This window comes from Sporosarcina sp. Y838, assembly GCF_056786515.1.
The window spans coordinates 194,134-213,397 of record NZ_JBXCJD010000001.1 but is presented as its reverse complement, the minus strand read 5'-3'; the positions used below and the strand labels follow the sequence as shown (position 1 = coordinate 213,397).

Genomic DNA, 19,264 nt, shown 5'->3' with positions numbered 1-19,264 from the left:
AAACGTCTTATTCTAATTCATTACGACAAACGTTATCCTTTTTCCTCTTTATCCGGCAAATTCTTTCCATAAGTCGCTTTTCTCCAAAGCCATTCCAGTGGTCCTAGACGGAATCTCGACAACCATAGCTCTGCGAATAAGACTTGGATGACAAATACACCAACTGCAATCCATATCCCTGTAGCTAAATCCACTTTGCCGTACATGCCAAAACCATAGGCATAGAAAATTAGTGTACCCACAATGGATTGTGTGATATACGTTGTCAATGACATGCGTCCCGCTTTTGAGAGCGGACGGAATAATGTGCGAAACAGCGGTACCTGATAAAGTAAAAGCACTAGACCGACATAACCCGCCCCTAAAACAGGACCGCCGAATAGCGATTGCAACATAATCGAATCTGATGATGGGCCTCCTATGAAGGGAGCAGTCTTCATCCATATCCCGGCAGCAAGCGTAATAACAGTCACTATTAGGATGCGTCCTTTAAATTCACTAGCTCGTTCAATTACTTTCCATTTAGACAAACCCGCACCGACTAAGATTAGTGGCAATACGATGAATAGAGCAGTGAGAACCCCTGTCAATCCGTATAAAGCCCACTCAAAAAAACGGAAGGTGAAGATTTCACCGAAATTTCCGTAAGCATACGCTTCTAGTGATCGTTCAATCTGATGAATATCAGCGTACCCTTCCATCATGGCATCCGGGCGCAATTTGTTTAAGTAGTAAGTCGCTGCATACACGATACCCGTAGGAATGATATACAGCACCGCGGCCAGCGGAAGCATCCATTTCTTTGGGATTCTAATGAAAGCAATCATGATAAAGCCCATTAATGCGTAAGTAAACAGGATGTCACCCATCCAGATGAACAACGCATGGAACAATCCAAAAAGCAGCAAAATCCCCATGCGTCGTGCAAGAACTGGAGCAAACGGTGACCTGTTGACAAGCGTTTTTTCATATTGCATGTTTATGCCATAACCGAACAGCATTGCAAAAATCGGATAAAAACTAGCCTCTACAAATATATCTATCCACTTGAAGTTTTCCACATCACCCGGTGCACTGAACCATGTATACGGATCCAAGTACAGATACGGGGAATGGAAATGCAACATATTCGCGATAAAAATCCCGAGAAGCGCAATTCCGCGTAACACGTCAAGTGTCTCAATCCGATTTCCAAGCGTAGTTGAAGTTAATTTCAATTTCTTTCCCCCTGTATGTCCACAGTCCTTTCTCCATCAAATAAATAGAGGACCATCTCTTTAATTTCGATTTTCAAGATTTCTTCAATTGCTTTCTTATACAAATTCAACTGGATTCCATAACGTTTTTGCATTTCTACTTCCACTTCTTCATCAGAACCATAGCGTCCGCTTACCCGGTCCGTTTTATAATCTAGCAGTACCCAACCGTCCTTTTCTTTGAATAGACAATCGGCGATTCCCTGCAAGATTTGATAGTCGCCATCTAGGTCATCAAGGGCATATGTAAACGGCAATTCCCGTTCAATGCGCTCAGCTGACATCAGTCGTTTTGCAATATCCATATTGAAAAATTTGGCTATCCGATTCGCATCGACTGCATTCGCTTCTTCAAAAGTCAGCAATTGGCGGGCCGTCAACTCTGTTATTAGCTTTTCAATCGTAGAGACGTTACCTTTTTTACGAATATCAATATGCTGCATAATTGTGTGCATCGCCGTTCCGACTTCAGCAGCAGACAGCGCACGCGATTGCATGAATGCCGGTCGTTGATGCAGATACGCTGTACTTACATCTTCATTTCCCGAGATTACGATGTCTTCTTCCGCCTGTTGTTCTAGAATCGACAAGCGTTTCAACTCGCTGACGGTCTGTTTCGAACGCTTCGTTACGGACGAAAGAAACGGATAGGTCGCATCGAATCTTCGTTTCACTTCTACGAGCATATCTTCGTCGACTTCTTCTATTGGAACGATTTCGGGCGGCATCTCTTCCTCTTCTATACCCTCAATTCGCGTAAATAACGAGGAAACAGGCAGTGCATTTATATGCCAGTTTGATGAATCCATAATGGACTGCCCCCCTGGCATAGTGCCAAATTTCGCGAATGATGAATGTCTCGCAACAGCCGGCCCAATCCAATCTAAGTAGCCATTCGCACGTGATCGAGTATATTCCGGCAGCATTTGGTCAGGATTGACAAGCTGTGCATCCTGCCATGTCACAATCGATTTCTCGATGTCTTTTACAGAAGCAATTATTTCAAGCTGCTCTTTTGCTCTAGTCATCGCGACGTACAAAATACGCATTTCTTCCGCGCGCATTTCAAGTTCTTTCTTTTCCTTCATTGCTAAGAACGGCAATGATGTATACGTGATGCGATTATCTGGATCGATTGCTTTGACCGCCAAACCAAAATGCTGGTCAAATAGATAAGGTTCATTGAAATCCATTTTATTGAATTTCCGGCCAGCCCCTGCGATGAAGACAAAAGGAAATTCCAGTCCTTTGGATGAATGAATTGTCATCATACGAACGACATTTTCCTTCTCTGTTAGTGAACGTGCTGCGCCGAGGTCATCCCCACGCTTTCGCATCCTGTCAACAAAACGAAGAAAGCGGAACAATCCTCGAAACGAAGTCTTTTCATAATCAATTGCACGATCATGCAGTGCACGTAGATTTGCCTGGCGCTGCTTACCATTCGCCATGGCACCCACCATTTCATAGTAATGTGTATCTGATAATACTTGCCAGATCAGTTCTGACAACGAACCGCGTCGCGCCAAGTTGCGCCAGTCCTCAAATTGCGTGAAGAATCGTTGCAGTTTTTCTTGCGTAGCTGGTGCAATACCGGCTCCACCAGTTGACACAAAGCGGTTCAACGCCTCAAAGAACGGCTCACTTTTTCCAGCAAGTCGAATTTGCGCCAATTCATTTTCTGTCATACCGATAAATGGAGCGCGCAAGACGGACGCGAGCGGAATATCTTGATACGGATTATCGATGACCCGTAACGTGTTTAGCATAATCATTACTTCGAGCGCATCGAAATAGCCGCGCTTTAGTTCTGTGTAAATCGGAATACCCGCCAGTTTAAATTCCTCAGCAATTTCTCCTGACCAAGTCATTGAACGCATCAAGATGACAATATCTCGATACTCAAGCGGCCTCTTTTTATCACTAAACGCATCCGTCACTTCCGCGCCAGATGCAATCATATCTTGAATCTTTTTAATCATAAAGCGTGCTTCTGCTTGCGAACTTTTCAAGCTTTGTCCCGCCAGTTCAGTCGCATCGTCTAATTCTAGTTCGTCATCCGCTTCTTCGTAAAGAAGTGTTAGACCCGTCGTCACAGATTTCTCAGGATAATTTGCGCCATATTTCAATGCTGCCGCGTCGTCATAGTCAATTTCACCAACACGCACGCCCATCACTTGCGAAAAAATGAAGTTTGTTGCATCCAGTACTTCTTTACGACTCCTGAAATTGGCATTCAAGTCGATTTTCAAGCCTTGATCTCCATCCGTTTCGGTGAAGCGATTGTATTTCCCTAGAAACAACATTGGCTCCGCAAGGCGGAAGCGGTAAATCGACTGCTTGACATCGCCGACCATGAACAAGTTTCCATCCGCTTCCCCACCACGCTTGACGAGCTGGATAATTGTCTCTTGCAACAAATTGACGTCCTGGTATTCATCGACCAACACTTCCGCAAAACGGTTCTTATAATCAACCGCTATATCAGATGGCACAATTACCCCATCTTCTACTTTGGATAGAATCCGCAGTGCGTAATGCTCTAAATCCGAAAAGTCGACAATCCCACGGTCTATTTTTACAAGTTCAAAACGTCTGCCAAAATCGATGACTAAGTCAATCAGCGTATGCATCGTCGGTGCCATCAACCGAATTTCATCGAGCAATCGAGCCGGAGTCCTTGTAAAATAGGACTCTTTAAGTGTGTTAATAATCTTTTTCACTGCATCACGAAGTGCTTTCGCACGTTTTGCCAGTTCCTCGTCACACGAATCTTTGCGAATTGTAGCGGCCTTCACCCATTTCAGCGTACCAAAAAATGCATAGGTTTGTTCCCATGTACCTTCAGTTATGCGATGGATGGCTTCATTTATCCACAGTAGATCCGTTTCCGCCGTGGCCGCAAGCGGTTCTGGTCCGTCCAGCATAAGTGCAATGCGTTTCATGTCGTTAGTCAGTGCCGCCGCTTCTTCAAGGGTATGCGTGATAGCTGTTTTCAGCGGTCCGATAAATTGCAGATCATCTATGGAAGATCCGGCATCGATTTCATACTGCTCCGGAATGAGGCGAAGCCACTGTTCCGGCACGGGATGGACGCGGGAATAATCATACAACCTGTCAATCAGTGTTTCAATCGACTGATCATTGCGGTCAGACGTGAAACTGTCCGCCAGCCGGTACATGGCTTCAGGATTTTCCGCGCTATACGCATCCTCAAGCACAGCCCCAATTGTATCGTCACTCAAGAGCGCTGCTTCCGTGCTATCCGCAATTCTGAATCCAGGATCGATGTCTATCAAATAAGCATATTGCCTGACGACATTCATGCAAAACGAATGCAATGTTGAAATCTGAGCTTTATTCAATAAATTCAATTGCCTGCGCAAATGTACAGATTCCGGCCTTGCAGCAATGGCTTCTTCTAGTGCCTCTGCCATTCGATGCCGCATTTCTGCAGCGGACGCATTCGTGAATGTAACGACAAGCAATTCGTCAACATCTATCGGATCCATTTCATCCAACACTTTTTCAATCATTCGTGTGATTAATACTTTCGTTTTACCGGAACCGGCGGCAGCGGAAACAAGAATATCTTTTCCTGTCGCCCAAATCGCTTTCCACTGGGCATCTGTAAATGTCAGTCCTTCAGGTTTCAAGGGTATCTGCATCATCCGCAACCTCCTTACGCATTTTATCAAGTGACGTTTCTGGGTCCATTTCACTGTACGGCCTGTGCTGTGAAGACGGATCTGTCGGATCGAACTGACAAACCGAACGGTACGAACAGAACTCGCACGGCATTTTGTCTTTTAATTTGTACGGATAAACGCGGGTATCGCCCGCTAACATCGCGTCTCCTGCCTTTTGATGGCGCGTTCTGACAAATGACCGCATCATCTGTAAATCATCTGGAGACAAGACTTTTGAAGTTTTTGCAAACGTTCCATCTGTTTTAATGGAAGCCGGTACAATAGAAGAAGACCGTCCAATATCAGCGTCCATTCCGATAACGACTTCCGGATTATCGAGCAGATAGCCTCTCATTTTGTAGGATTTCACAATTTCTGCCTCTAAGAGTGCCGGTGTTAATTCCGTGCCGGATCTGATCATCGGGTTATGGATATGCATATATAAAACACCCGCTGGATCCGCATGGATTCCGAGCCATTCGTCCGCATTTTCGAGTGCAACATCAAGATACGTCATCATTTGCAGGGACAAGCCGTAGTAGACTTCCGTTAGGTCAAGGCTTTTCGCAGATGATTTATAGTCGACAACGCGGACATAGTTTTTTCCGCTTATTTCTGTTGCATCGACACGGTCAATCCGCCCGCGCAGTTTCATCAAATCGCCCCGACGTAGTGGAATTTCAAGCGCTGGCAGTTCCTCGCCCGGACCAAATCCTGCTTCAATAGCAACCGGTTTAAACACAGTCGATTTCGCCTGCGTACTAAGTGAATAGATTGTCCGCTGAATAATGTGCATCAACTTTCGTTTAATATAGACATAACGGTTCGTCGACAATAAAATCCTATTGAAAAAGTATGGCGAAATGTCTTCCACGGCACCTCTTGCAAGATTCCAGCATTCCTCGCGCGACAACGCTGCCCATGACTTTCCGAGACGCATTGTTTCATCCGAAATCCATTTAAGCGCAGCGTGAAATAAATCACCGATTGCTGGTGCTTCCAGTGTAAATTCCGTCCGCTCGCGTAAGCCAAGCCCAAACGACGCATAATGTTGAAACGGACAACTGTAGTAGGATTCAATGCGCGATACGCTAGAAACAAATGATTCCCCGTATAACCCTGTTGTGATTTCGGATCGCAGACGTTCTGCATCATTCTTTGAATGCATCGGGCGCGAGATATGGCTTATCACAGATGACCAGTAGGGATCCTCTTCGTAATACGCCATCACCGCACGCCATTCACGTTCCAGGACACCTGACTGTTCCGCCACTTTCAACTTCATGGAAACGTAAGGGAGTGCTGATCTTGGGTGACTGATGTAATCGAATTGATCGGCTTCAAGTGGCAATTCAGATGGATCTGTCACAGCGATTTCAAGTGGCGTTCCCGGGAGCAACTGTCCAATTCTCGTTATATATAACGATGGAATGAGTGCTTTTCCTTCCTCGTCTGCAATCGGATACGATACATATAACTTTTCGCGCGACGCCGTGAATGCACGGTACGCCATATATGTTTCATCCATCAACTTCATTTTCGAGGTTGGCGCAAGTTCAAAGCCAATTTGCGAAAACCATTCACGATCTACATCCGAGAGAAGCCCTTCATTGTCCACTCGTTTTGGCATTACGCCATCGTTAACGCCGAGAACAAACACCGCATCGATGTCCATTAAACTGGAAACCTCAACAGATGTAACAGTCACTTGGTCGAGCGACGGCGGAATGCGGGCAAATTCGAGTGAATCAAACCCTTCATCCAATATGCGAACAGCTTCCACAACATCCATTTCCTTATCACCAAACATCAATACAAACTGATCGAGGACGTTAATCCACCCGTTCCATGCCTGTTCATGTTCCGTTGCACCAAGCAGACGCCCCGCTCGTTCTTCCTCAGCACGTAAATCGATAATTTTATCGTACACATGAAGTTTTTCCATGAATACAAACAATGCCTCCGTTACATCGCGGCCTGTTTTCGATCGTTTTAAACGTTGTTCTAAAGCCGCGAGCGGTTCTCTAATTGCATCCCGAATCATATGCAATTGCTGCTCCATTGCTAGTTCTTCATCGGTTTGTACATTTGTATGCATTTCGAGCCCACGGTACTTTTTCACGCGCCAACGAGTGTCGTCGAACCAACGATGTCCATGAATTCCATGTGCAAGTACGTAGTTTTCAAGTCTGTCTGCCCTGTCACGCCATAGTAATTTCGTTTCCCTATGCGGGAAGAACAAATCCGTTTTAACAGCACGGAATACCGATTCATACGACCATCCCATAGTCACCGCTTCTAACACTGAACGCGAAAACTCAATGAGTGGATGATGCAGCATAGGCTTTTTCTGGCTGATAAACACTGGTATATCATAATGTGGAAAAATGGTCTCAATCAATTCATCGTACTTTTCAGGCTGCCTGTAGAGGATTGACATGTCTTTGTACCGTTTCCCTGATATCATCAGCTCACGAATTTTGCGTGCCACTGCATGGATTTCTGCACGCCGGTCAGCAGATTCAATCAGAACGACATTGCCTTCAGATGGTTTTTGCTGCGCTGGATAGTGGTCAAATTCAGCTTCAAAATGAGTAAGATCCGTATTGAGAAATCGGTGCGAATCCTGCATGAAGACGTCTTCTTCAACGTCGATGGAATCCGCCCTAGCCAATTCACGCAATTTAAGTGAAGTCCGAACCGGATTGAAAAATAATTCGTGATCCGCAAAACCCGTTAGCGCACCTTCCATCGGCAATACGACCGTCAACCGATTTGCATGTTTCATCAGTTCCGTCACGATTTCGTATTCCCTTGTTGTAAAGTTTTCAAAACCATCTATATAAATGTCAGCCCCTTTTAACAGGTCTGCGTGATGAATTTGCGAAGCAAGGAGTGCAAGATGCCCTTCACTATCGACATATGTTGTGCCTAGCTTTTCTTCAAGTTTTGTCAGCAATAGTGATAAATCTTCCGCCTTGTCGAGCAATGTACGCGGCGCGCCTGATGCAGCGAGTGTCTCGTGTAGCGTGTTCATTGTCTGATGGTCAAGAGAATAGCGGCTGAATTCCTTCAACAAATCCCCGATTTGTTCAGTGAATCCCCGTTTACTCGCAGCTTGCCGAAATAGTTTAAAATCGTCTCGGTTGTCTTCAAGAACGCTTCTAACAAGCATCCTGTAACCGAAGCTATCTATTTCCTTACGTGTTATGCCGCCCGTTTCCTGCAACACACGCCATGCCAAGCGTTTGAACGTCAATACTTGTGCACGGATGATCCCTTTTAAGCCAAACTTAACGGACAAACTATGCTCCATCGAGAATGACATCTGATCCGGAACGATGACAATGATTGGTGCGCCCATTGGATTCTGCTCGAGTTCGGTAGCGATTTCGCGTTCAATGAATGTCGTTTTCCCGGATCCAGACCTTCCGGTAATGAAACGCAGTGACATATGGTTTCCTCCTTTTTATGTATGTAGGTTATTTATTTCTATATGTGTTTAACATTTAAGACTAATTGATATTATTTCCCATCTTACACGCTTCGGCGCTTTGTGGATGCCTCCCGCGATAAGCCGGAAAGAAGCCCACTTTCAGTCTTATCGCTCCGGCTACCACGAAGTCGCGCCTTCGCTAGATGGTATTTGTAAGAAAGCGTATTTTTTTATCTATAATTGCAGTGGAGATTAATAAAAGTCCCTATGCAATGGATAGAATTAGTTATTCCACTATTACCGCTTCGGCGCTTTGTGGTTGCCTCCCGCGATAAGCCGGAAAGAAGAGCGCTTTCAGTCTTATCGCTCCGGCTACCACGAAGTCGCGCCTTCGCTGGATGGTCTCTTTAAGAAAGCACATTTCGTTATTGGGGATTAGAGCTGCGTCCTGTAGTGTGTCTTTCTTCAATGAAATTAGTATTATATAGCAATCACATTATATTCTCAGTCTATACTTCTCAAAATCACTTTCAATAATGTGAAACCCTAGCGTAAGCGGTATAAAATCCACATTCCAAATATAATTCCCTCAATAATGGAAAACTCTAGCGCAGGCGCGGCAAAGGGGTCGCCGAAGCCGTGAGACTGGATGCGAAGCGCTAATCCAGGCTCAGGGCCAGAGGCATCCCCAAAGCGCCAAGCGATCTACAATCCACACTCCAAATTACAACTCTCCCGATAATGGATACACCAGCGCAGGCGCGACAAGGGCGTGAGCCTGGATGTGAAGCGCTAATCCTGGCTCAGTGGAGGCCACTGAAAAAGTTCTTTATTATAATAAGAACTAGTTGATTGTAGTGAAGAGCGGCGACTCCAGCGGGAACAGCGCGAGCTGAAGACCCCACAGGAACGCAGTGACGAGGAGGCTGAAGCCGTGCCCGCGGAAAGCGTCCGCTCGGAACGGAAATCAACGGGATTGAAGGAAATCCGACTTTTTCAGTGCCCTCGCTCATGGCGAGAGGCATCCCCAAAGCGCCAAGCGTTCTATAATCCACACTCCAGATCTCAACTCTCTCATTATTGCGCGCCGCAGCAAATTCAACAGGATTCTTCATTTCAATATATCTAGCTAAAATCCCCTGTAACCCTTTCCTTCTATTGTACAGAAATAAGAAGACTTAGTATAACGTTGACTATGTAGCGATGTATCCAAAATAGCCCAAACCGTTGAGTGGTTGGGCCCTACCGTTTACGATTCACAAATCTTAAGAATTATCGACAATACAAAAAGAAGAGAGTTTATAGCTACTCCCTTCTTCTCGAATAGATACTATCGGCAAATTAAGACTTGACCGCACTGCCCTTGATGGAGAGACCCCAGTCAAGTTCAGGATGAATATTGCTTTCTAAATTATAAAACGAACGCAGCTTTTGCACTGCTTCTTCAGGTGGTTTCGCATTAAAGTATCCCTTGCGTGTCATATAGACGCCGGAGTTTTTTTGTAAATCAGTAAGTGACTCACACATTTTAATGCCTGCCGCGAATGAGTCAACAATGGGGACATCACCGATACGGGAAATGCCATGAGTGGCTAGGAATACATTCATTGGTCCTTCTCCCGGTACAATTACATCCGCGCCAAGTTCAATCGCTTTATTTGCTGCCTTTGTGAAACTCTCAATAATCGGTTCTGGATTACTGAAACCTTCTAAAATATCATAAAAACCTACATCTGTTTGGACGATAGGACCTAGCTTTTCTCCCAAACCATATCGTTGAATATTTTGTTTGAGCTGATCTTTTAATGGCTCTAAGAAATTGACAATTCCAATGCAATCACCGAGCATCGAAGCAAAGTGAAAAGAGGCTTGTCCATAGCCAATCACTGGAATATCTACAAGTGTGCGCGCTTCCAATAAGCCCACATCCGGTATTGTCCCAATGAACATACAATCATAGCCCGCACTTTCTGCAATCAGCGCGTTTCGAATGAATTGCTCACGATGCAAGTTTTGCAAATAGGCATATGTGATAAAATGACCCGGGTATTCTGCAGGATAGGTTTCTTTTGACATGCCATGTATTACGACTTCTACATCAGGACGTGCCACTTTTTGAATATGTTGAATGACTGCATCTCGATACTGCGGCACGTTTTCAATTGATGTTAGACTTTGATGCCATATTTTCATGTAACCCACCTCGTTTTCATTTAGATTATATTAATATTTCCCGCTTTTGTAAGGCTGTACGTACGGCAACTCGGCCAAATATCGATGCCTTACCTAGCGAACTTCCTGTCATATAGCCCGCTCCGTGAAAGCCACCGACAACTTCCCCAGCAGCGTATAGTCCCTCGATTGGCTCATTATATGGGTTGAGGACTTGTGCAAATTCATCAACCGCAATGCCAGCATATGTCGCAAGCATCGCAACAGTCGTTCTCATTGCATAAAATGGTGCCTGTAGAATTTGTTTGGGTGCTCCGAAAGTATGCGTCAATGTTTCGCGTCCACATTGTGAATCGTTGCCATTCGCGACATCTTGATTATATATATGAAGCGTTTCTTCCAATTCATCGGAAGGGACAGCAACTTTAGTTGCCAATTCTGCAATTGTTTCGGCTTTTTCGATCAAGCCTAATTCAAGCAATTTTTCAAAATCATACAATGCATCACCAGGAATACTTTCTTTCATGATGTTTTGATCCCACACCTGATAGGTTATTCCTTCTGGCTGTTGCAATGCTTCCGTGCCGATTAACTTGTAAGAAATCGACTCATTGACAAAGCGCTTGCCAAATTTATTAATAATAATGGCACCTTTATAAAATACGAGTCCTTGTGATTTACGAGGGCCGTCTGCAGTTGGATGGAAGCCGTATGTGCCTTTTAAAAATGGCAAATCACGTACCCAAGCACCTTGTTCCCAAGCAAGCTTAATACCGTCACCTATATTCCCTTTGCCGCCTATTCGAAGTGCACCTTTTAACTGAGGTGCGAAGGTATTCAGAAGCTCCTCGCTGCGTGAAAAACCTCCGGAAGTTAAGATAACGCCATGATTGGCCTTGACTGTACGGATTTCACCATCTATCTCATAAGAAACTTTATCTACTCTGCCTTCGTTATTTTTACGTAAACGCAACACATTTGCTTTGCGTTTAACTTTTACTTTTTCATGGCTATTCGCATTTTCAAATAACTTAGTGATTGCCTGTTGTGGTGTGATTGTATGCCCACGCGGGACACTATGGCCACTTACCGCTTGAATGGCATGAAACAAAACACCTTTATTTACGAGCCATTCATACGTTTCTAGTTGGTGTGAACCGTAAGCTTCGACTAAAACGGGATCGTTCGCCCCGTCCCCGACTGACAACATGTCGTTGACGAGACATTCAGTTGAATCCACGATCCCTTTACTTTTTTGCAAGTCTGTTTCTGCGAAGGCCATGTAACGCCCGCTGAGCAAAGAGCTTCCACCCATTTCGGCTTCCTTTTCTAGCACAAGTACACTTGCACTTCGCTCCGCAGCCTCAACAGCAGCACAAAGTCCGGCCATACCAGCGCCAACGATAATAATATCGTAGTTTTCCATAGGCTATTACACTTCCTTTAGCTCAAGTTGCTGAACAACTTCTAACGCCGCTTCACATACTTGCATATCATGTGTATAGTGCCCCCCACTCACACCAATACCACCGATTAATTCACCGTCCACTGTAATTGGATAGCCCCCCCCGAAAATGACAAGACGCTCCGTGTGGACAAGGCCATGTAATAGAGGTGGGTCATCTTTTAAACGGTCATACCATTCATGCGTAGCCCGGTTATAGGCTGCTGCCGAGAATGCTTTATTTTGGGCGATTTCTAAAGTTAATACAGTCGCTCTATCCATGGATGAAAATGCCTTTAAGTTACCAACCTTATCTACAATCGCAATACTAAATGGCATGCCAAGTTCCTTACCTTTTTCAACAGCTGCTTCCAATAATTTGTTAGATAGTTCCAGACTGATATTCTTCGATTCAATTGCTACGACCATTTCTGTCATTGAGTATCTCTCCCTTTTTAGTTAGTTACGGCAACAGGTTGCCCTGCTCCGAATGCTTCAATTATTGATGCTGTGATGGCTTTCATTTTCGGTAAACAAAGCTCGACAATGACATTCGCCATATCGATTGGTTGGAGCCAACCGGTTCTATTCACGTCTGGTCCCATATCGTCTGTCATTTGTGTAACGACAGGACCTGGACAAACTGCATTTACGCGTATGCCATATGGCTTTAACTCCTCACCGAGTGCTTTTGAAAAGCCGATGACTGCATGCTTAGAAGTGATATAGGCGCTCCGATTCGGTCCGCCCTTCGTTCCCCATATCGATGAAATATTCACGATGATGCCATCCTGTTTCTCAATCATATTTGGAACGACAGCCTTGCACAGTAAAAATGGTGCTTTTACATTAATGTCATTGACTTGATCCCATTCCTCAAGGGATGTTTCCGTAAATGGTGAAAAGCTCATTATGCCAGCATTATTGATGAGTACTGAAACTTTCCCTAACTCTTTTTCAACTGATTGAATGATTTGTTGAACGTCTGCCTCATTCGACACATCACCTGTAACAACAAGTGTCTTCGTGCCATATGTTTTGTGAATATATGCTGCCACTTCTTCACATTCGGAAGCCGTCCTTGAACTTATGGCTACATCCGCACCATGTGATGCAAGCAAAATACAAGTTTCACGGCCAATGCCGCGCCCACCGCCTGTGACAAGCGCAACTTTACCTTTCAAATCCCCTGTAGACATCTAATTCCTCCTCATATAAGGTTTTTTGCTTCCGACAAATACGTGACTACATGCTCTCCCGAACGTTTGCCAAATACCAATCCTCTTAACACGGAAGTTCCACCTGGGTATTTTCCATAGTAAAGTCCGGTAATTTCTCCAGCGGCGTACAAGCCAGGAATTGGATCGTCATCATTCGATAACACGCGCCCGAACGTATCTGTCGCCAATCCACCATTGGTAAATACGTTGCAACAAATGACGGGGTATGCAATATAAGGTGCTTGGTCAATTGCAATGGCCCAATTTGACTTGGGCGGCTCAATGCCAACTGCTTCTTTCCCGTCTTTTTTGTTATAGATAAATTCACCAGGCTGAACCGCAGCATTAAATTGTTGAACCGTTTCAACTAACTGAGCTGCTGGAATACCGAGTTTTTCTGCAAGTTCTTCCAATGTATCTGCCTCAATTGCGGGTTGCTCTGTTTGAATTGCCTCTTCGATATTCGGAATAGCATTCATTTTCTGGTCACTGATCATGTATGCAATGTGATTTGGTAAATCATAAAAAATTTCCCGAGCCACTTCTTCATATTGCTCATCTATTGTTGTTTGCCCTTCATCTGTAAAACGTTTGGCATTTTGGTCAACCAATATCGCATAAGGGTATGCCATAATTCCTGCTTCTTCCCTTTTGCTGCGTGGATCTACAGGCTCTGCATGGAAAGCATCAAACTGTCCGGATCCTCTGGCACCAATATTCATCGCCATTCGAATCGTTTCACCTTTGTTGTAAAGGCCACCTTCTGCTACAGTTGGAATTTTATGCGCATCTCGACCGATGTATTGTGCCATCATTTCCTGACTGCCTTGGAAACCTCCTGCTGCTAAAATGACAGATTGGACATTAAGCTTCAGTGATGCACCGCCTTTGATGCGAACCTTTAAGCCACTCACTGCACCTTCATCATCCAACACAATGTCCCACGCCGTTGACTCATAAATGATTTCAACTCCTAGAGCGCGTGCCTTTAATGAAAGTATGTCAATGATGGCACGGCCGCCGCCTACAGGTAACAACCGGGGCTTAGATGCCGTTAAGAACATCGTCGGTAAATAATCGAATTCAACACCTTTTTCCTCAACCCAGCGAAGCGTTGAACCCGCGTCTTGTGCGAGCGTCTCGATATATTGGCGATCTGAATAATTATTTGAAAATCCCATCATATCTTCTACAAAACGATCAGCGGGTTCGTCAATATTTTCCATACGCATATAGGCTGCAGTCCACCGTGAATTCCCTCCACGATTATCGAAGTCCGCACGTTCTAAAATGGCGATACGAAGGTTTTCCCCTTGTTCTTTTGCTCTTTCGGCTGCTGCTAATGCAGCGGACGTACCTGCTACCCCACAACCAATAACGACCAAGTCATAATCGATTTCTGTTGTCACGATGACTTACCTCCCCCAACTAGTATCTCTTCAACTAAATATTGCTTTTCCCACTGTTGTATTTGATTTAATTTAAATAGTTCCTGACGTTCTTCCCACGTACAAATCGCGTCATGGATATTTGCTTGTGACTTATCAGTTGATAAAATCTGTAAACTCTCACGTATTCCTTTAATAGCCGAACGCAGTACCGTATTCGCGCAAAGCATAATCTTAAAGCCGTATGCTTCCGCTTCTTCCAATGATAGTAACGGTGTTCTCCCACCTTCAACCATATTCATGATATGTGGAATATCAGGCACGCCAGCTGTAATCATTTTCAGTTGTTCCAAAGTCGTTGGCGCTTCCACAAACAGGACATCCGCTCCTGCCTCTTTGTAGGCATTTGCCCGATCCAACGCATCTTCAATTCCGTTGATAGCAAGCGCATCTGTTCTTGCGATAATCGCCAAGTTATTATCAACTCTTGCATCTAAAGCGGCCTTGATTTTATTCACCATTTCTTCTTTGCTGATGATTTGTTTACCACTAAAATGCCCGCATTTCTTCGGAGAGACTTGATCTTCCAGTTGAATGGCGGCAGCTCCTGCACGTTCCAACTGCTTCACTGTTCGAATGACATTAATGGCATTACCGAATCCTGTATCCCCATCCACAACAATCGGTATTGTCGTAACATCGGACATTCTACTTACGATTTCCGCTATTTCAGTTGACGTTGTCAGTCCAACATCCGCCCATCCAAGTTGGGCATTTGAAATACCTGCTCCTGTTGCATACAGAGCCGGGAAACCGAACTCCTCTACTAAGCGCGCTGTCATGCCGTCATATCCACCTGGTAAAATAAATGCATTCGGTTGTTTTAGCAATGCTTGAAACTGTTTTGTTTTTGACATATATACATCCCCTTTCCCTTTGGATAAATTCAACTAATTTCTCTACATGCTTTACTTCTCACTTGATAATGCCAAGAAATCGAAAGCTGTTCTTCATTTGAAAACGGTAATTGGTTGAAAACAAGTTGTCCGTCATTGTTCACGATCACTATACAATTCACTCTGCTACCAGCTGCTTGAATTGAAGCATAGTATCGTCCTGGTGCAGGAAGTGTATAAAACGGTGAAAGACCCGTCAGTTTATTCCACTCTATTTGATAGGGTTTACCAAGCAACTTATGAATATAATTAACCTTTCCCTCTGCTAAGGACGCTCTTATTAAGGTCGAGCTAATCTTTTCGCCATAACATTCTACCTTTGGCACTTCTGTAACTTCTATCCGATTTCTTGAATCTAATTTCAAGCGACTCATGTTGCCCGCACCACGATGGCCATAAGTATAGTCAAAACCACAAACTGCGTGAACAATACCTAAATCGACTAGATAACTTTCAACAAAACTTTCAGGAGATAAAGAGGCTAGTTGTTTGTCAAACTGGACCACAAAGAAATAATCGACTCCTAATTTCTTTAACCTTTTCTCCTTCTCATTCAGTGGCATTAAATAATCCACTTTTACTTTGCCGTCAGACAAAACACTTTTTGGGTGTGGAAAAAAACTCATAACGGACAATGCCAAGTTTTTCGATTGCGCTTGTTTCTTTGCCGTCTCAATGACCTGAAGATGTCCTTTGTGTAAACCGTCGAAAAAACCGAGTGCTATAATTTGTTCCGGCAAACGATTTTGCCAGTAGGATAAGTTATCGCGATTGATTTCAATTGTTTTCATATCGATTTTCCTCCCTTCATTTCACCCAGACACATTACGCTTCGATTGTTATTTTGTTTTCTTCCCGGTCCTGCACAGATTCTCCCCAATACGTATTGCCAACGGAACGCTCTTCCATTGTCCATTCCACCGGTTCCCAGTCTGGTTCGAAGATGAGATATCCGCCTGTAAACAATTCAACCCGACATCCACTTCCTGGATCCATGACATATAAATACAACGCTTGGGTGATCCCGTGTTTACCAGGTCCGATAAATTCAATATCATTTTCTTTCAATATATCTGCTGCACGTAAAATGTCTTGTGAATCATCTGACCAATAAGAAATATGATGCAAACGTGCAGGCGTCGGTGAATCTGGCTTAGCCAAAACCGCCACATCATGCACAAGCGGCGTGACACTCATCCAGCTCGCAACAACATCTCCATCGTTATCACGTACATATTCACGTAATTTGAATCCAAGTATTTCTGCTAAAAACTCATACGTCAATCCTGCATCTGTGGATGTATGGATATTCACATGATCGAAACGGCGAGGCGATATGCCTTTCGCCCATGATTTGTAAGTTTGGTTTTTCAGTACAGAACGACGATGCTCTTCTACAACCGGCCGCTCCACATCATAATAGAGTGAGAATGTATGCTGACTTGGGATTTTAAAACGGATCGAGTCCCCGATTCCTGGCGTTTTCCACGCCTCTACAAATTCAACCTCAACGCCATCTTGCTCCAGTCTTTCTTTGAATAAAAGAACGTCTTCACGATTTTTCGTACGCCAACCAATATGACGAACATAGCCGCGATCCCCTTGTTCTAATGAAAGTGTATGGTGCTGGAAATCTCCCCAAGCGCGTAAATAGTGAACTCCATTTACTTCTTCCGTGACTTCTAAGCCGATGACATCTCTGAAAAACACAAGTGACTTTTCGAGATCTGGTGTAACGAGTGCAACATAGCCGAGCTTTGCAATTTCTGGATTCGTCATTTTTCATCCCTCATTATCTTTTAAATGTTTTTCGTATTTGACTCTAAACCGCATAATACACGGCCGAAGTTTTCTCGAGATGTTAACGGGTTGATGGTACGATGTGTATAAAGTGCAGTGAAATCGTGGTATAACCTTTGGAATGGATGTCCTTCCCCTACAATTCCAGATCCCAGTGCCATAACAAATATTTCCATCGCGTCCTTACACATCTGAACTGCATAACCGATCTTAGCGAGCATTTTGACACGCTCTTCTTTCGGCATGTATTCTCCACTTTCCGCATAGGCATCCATTTTTTCCGCTATGTTCGTGAAATGGAGATCTGCTGTCTCGATATGTAATGTCGCCTCAGCCAATTGATGATGCGTAATAGAAGCATCCTTCACGAACTCGACGCCTAAATTTGCTGCGCGACGCGTTTCCAAGGTCTTATTAAAAAAGTCCAGTGCAGCATTTGCAATTCCTAGCGCCGGAACACCGATTGACATTGCCAATGCAGGGAAAAGTGCTGAATTGTATAAAGGAGTATCTCGGAAATGATCTGACTGGAATTTACCATGTATGGCATCCGTAAAGGAGACTACCCGGTGATTCGGTACAAAGACATTATTCATATGAATGCTGTTACTGCCCGTTCCCTTTAAGCCCGATACATGCCAATCATCTGCAATCTCCACTTCACTCAATGGAAGTGTAATCAGTCCTTGATCGATTACTTCACCTTGCTCATCGACAATCGGCATTCCGAAGTATCCCCAAGTCGCATGCAGTGACCCTGAACAAAACGGCCAATAGCCTTCTTCAATAATGTATCCGCTTTCAACTTTCTTAACGCTGATCTTTCTAGGCTCAAATACGCCTGCAAATATGATGTCGTCCCCAGAATAGTAAATTTCATCATGAGCTTTTTTCGAGAATGATTGTGCAATCATCAGTTCTCGAATATTGCAGAGGCCAAAAATCCAGCCCGTCGATCCACAGCCTCGTGAAATTTCAGCGACACATTTCGTATAGGTTTTCATATCTGATTGAAGACCACCATATAGCTTCGGACGTAAGATTTGGAATAACCCAGCATCCTTTAGCTCTTGCATCGTTGCCTCTGGGATTCGTCTCCCCTTTTCTGTTTCAACTGCTCTTTCCCTTAATTTCGGAATGAATGAAATTGCCTTTTCCACTAATTCCTTATTCGTATCAATCATTGTTGTCGTCATTGTCGTCATCTCATAACCTCCTATTCCACGCTAAAACTTTACTTGTATAAAAGATTTTATCAATTTGAACTATACTGATAGTTTATAAAACTAACCGCTAAAATTCTAGAGTGTTAATTGTTTGTATTGCCCTAAAGTTCCACTAGTTTTTTATGGTTTTTTAGGATTCCCACTCTAATGCCTCAATAAATCCAACAGTTTTTCTTATTCCCGGGATTTGTCACGCTACTTCTGTTCTCCAGAATGAAAATGAGCTATTTCATGGGTAATGTTTTAGAGTACATAATGTCGAGAGAGAGTTGTGATTTGGTGTGTGGATTATAGATTGCTTGGCGCTTTGGGGATGCCTCTCGCCATGAGCGAGGGCACTGAAAAAGTCGGATTTCCTTCAATCCCGTTGATTTCCGTTCCGAGCGGACGCTTTCCGCGGGCACGGCTTCAGCCTCCTCGTCACTGCGTTCCTGCGGGGTCTTCAGCCAGGGAAGAGTGAACTTCTTTCTCTTCCTAGCTGTTCCCGCTGGAGTCGCCGCTCTTCACTACAATCAACTAGTTCGTATTATAATAAAGAACTTTTTCAGTGGCCTCCCATGAGCATGGATTAACGCTTCGGATACCCCTTTTCCGCGCCTGCGCTAGCGTGTACATTAGCGGGGGAGTTTTTATTTTGAGATGTATAGACTGAAATAATAATGTGATTACTATTTGAT

The 19,264-nt window shown here is 44.2% G+C and carries 12 protein-coding genes; all 12 read right to left on the bottom strand.

The annotated features are described in order from the left end of the window. Positions 1-32: 32 nt before the first annotated feature. The 12 genes from AC1TO4_RS00990 to AC1TO4_RS00935 all read right to left on the bottom strand — a co-directional run bounded on the left by AC1TO4_RS00990 (position 33) and on the right by AC1TO4_RS00935 (position 18,566). Positions 33-1,217, bottom strand: a complete 1,185-nt coding sequence (locus AC1TO4_RS00990) for a DUF418 domain-containing protein (RefSeq protein ID WP_482103792.1) — start codon at positions 1,215-1,217, stop codon at positions 33-35. Then, complete coding sequence (gene addA / locus AC1TO4_RS00985; RefSeq protein ID WP_482103791.1) at positions 1,214-4,927, bottom strand: helicase-exonuclease AddAB subunit AddA; 3,714 nt, start codon at positions 4,925-4,927, stop codon at positions 1,214-1,216. Before addA ends, AC1TO4_RS00990 begins: the two co-directional genes overlap by 4 nt. Further along, entirely contained in the window at positions 4,902-8,399 is a 3,498-nt protein-coding gene (gene addB / locus AC1TO4_RS00980; protein WP_482103790.1) for a helicase-exonuclease AddAB subunit AddB, read from the bottom strand. The genes addA and addB overlap by 26 nt, the downstream gene beginning before the upstream one ends. Before the next feature lie 1,323 nt (positions 8,400-9,722). Further along, on the bottom strand, positions 9,723-10,574 hold the full coding sequence (locus AC1TO4_RS00975; RefSeq protein WP_482100210.1) for an aspartate/glutamate racemase family protein: 852 nt from the start codon (positions 10,572-10,574) through the stop codon (positions 9,723-9,725). A 25-nt stretch (positions 10,575-10,599) separates the two neighbouring features. Then, positions 10,600-11,979 (bottom strand): FAD-dependent oxidoreductase, encoded by a 1,380-nt coding sequence (locus AC1TO4_RS00970; protein ID WP_482103789.1) that lies wholly within the window; start codon positions 11,977-11,979, stop codon positions 10,600-10,602. Positions 11,980-11,985: 6 nt separating this feature from the next. Beyond that, complete coding sequence (locus tag AC1TO4_RS00965) at positions 11,986-12,435, bottom strand: GlcG/HbpS family heme-binding protein (protein WP_482100208.1); 450 nt, start codon at positions 12,433-12,435, stop codon at positions 11,986-11,988. A 17-nt stretch (positions 12,436-12,452) separates the two neighbouring features. Continuing rightward, on the bottom strand, positions 12,453-13,196 hold the full coding sequence (locus AC1TO4_RS00960) for an SDR family NAD(P)-dependent oxidoreductase (RefSeq protein ID WP_482103788.1): 744 nt from the start codon (positions 13,194-13,196) through the stop codon (positions 12,453-12,455). 11 nt (positions 13,197-13,207) lie between these two features. After that, on the bottom strand, positions 13,208-14,626 hold the full coding sequence (locus AC1TO4_RS00955) for an FAD-dependent oxidoreductase (RefSeq protein ID WP_482103787.1): 1,419 nt from the start codon (positions 14,624-14,626) through the stop codon (positions 13,208-13,210). After that, positions 14,623-15,522, bottom strand: a complete 900-nt coding sequence (locus AC1TO4_RS00950) for an isocitrate lyase/PEP mutase family protein (RefSeq protein ID WP_482103786.1) — start codon at positions 15,520-15,522, stop codon at positions 14,623-14,625. Before AC1TO4_RS00950 ends, AC1TO4_RS00955 begins: the two co-directional genes overlap by 4 nt. 29 nt (positions 15,523-15,551) lie before the next feature. Then, positions 15,552-16,352: an adenylyltransferase/cytidyltransferase family protein gene (locus AC1TO4_RS00945; protein WP_482103785.1), complete on the bottom strand. Its 801-nt coding sequence runs from the start codon at positions 16,350-16,352 to the stop codon at positions 15,552-15,554. Positions 16,353-16,386: 34 nt separating this feature from the next. Next, positions 16,387-17,340 carry a VOC family protein gene (locus AC1TO4_RS00940; protein WP_482103784.1) on the bottom strand — a complete coding sequence of 318 codons (954 nt, stop codon included), beginning with the start codon at positions 17,338-17,340 and terminating at the stop codon, positions 16,387-16,389. A gap of 20 nt (positions 17,341-17,360) precedes the next feature. Next, on the bottom strand, positions 17,361-18,566 hold the full coding sequence (locus tag AC1TO4_RS00935) for an acyl-CoA dehydrogenase family protein (protein ID WP_482103783.1): 1,206 nt from the start codon (positions 18,564-18,566) through the stop codon (positions 17,361-17,363). Positions 18,567-19,264 lie beyond the last annotated feature (698 nt).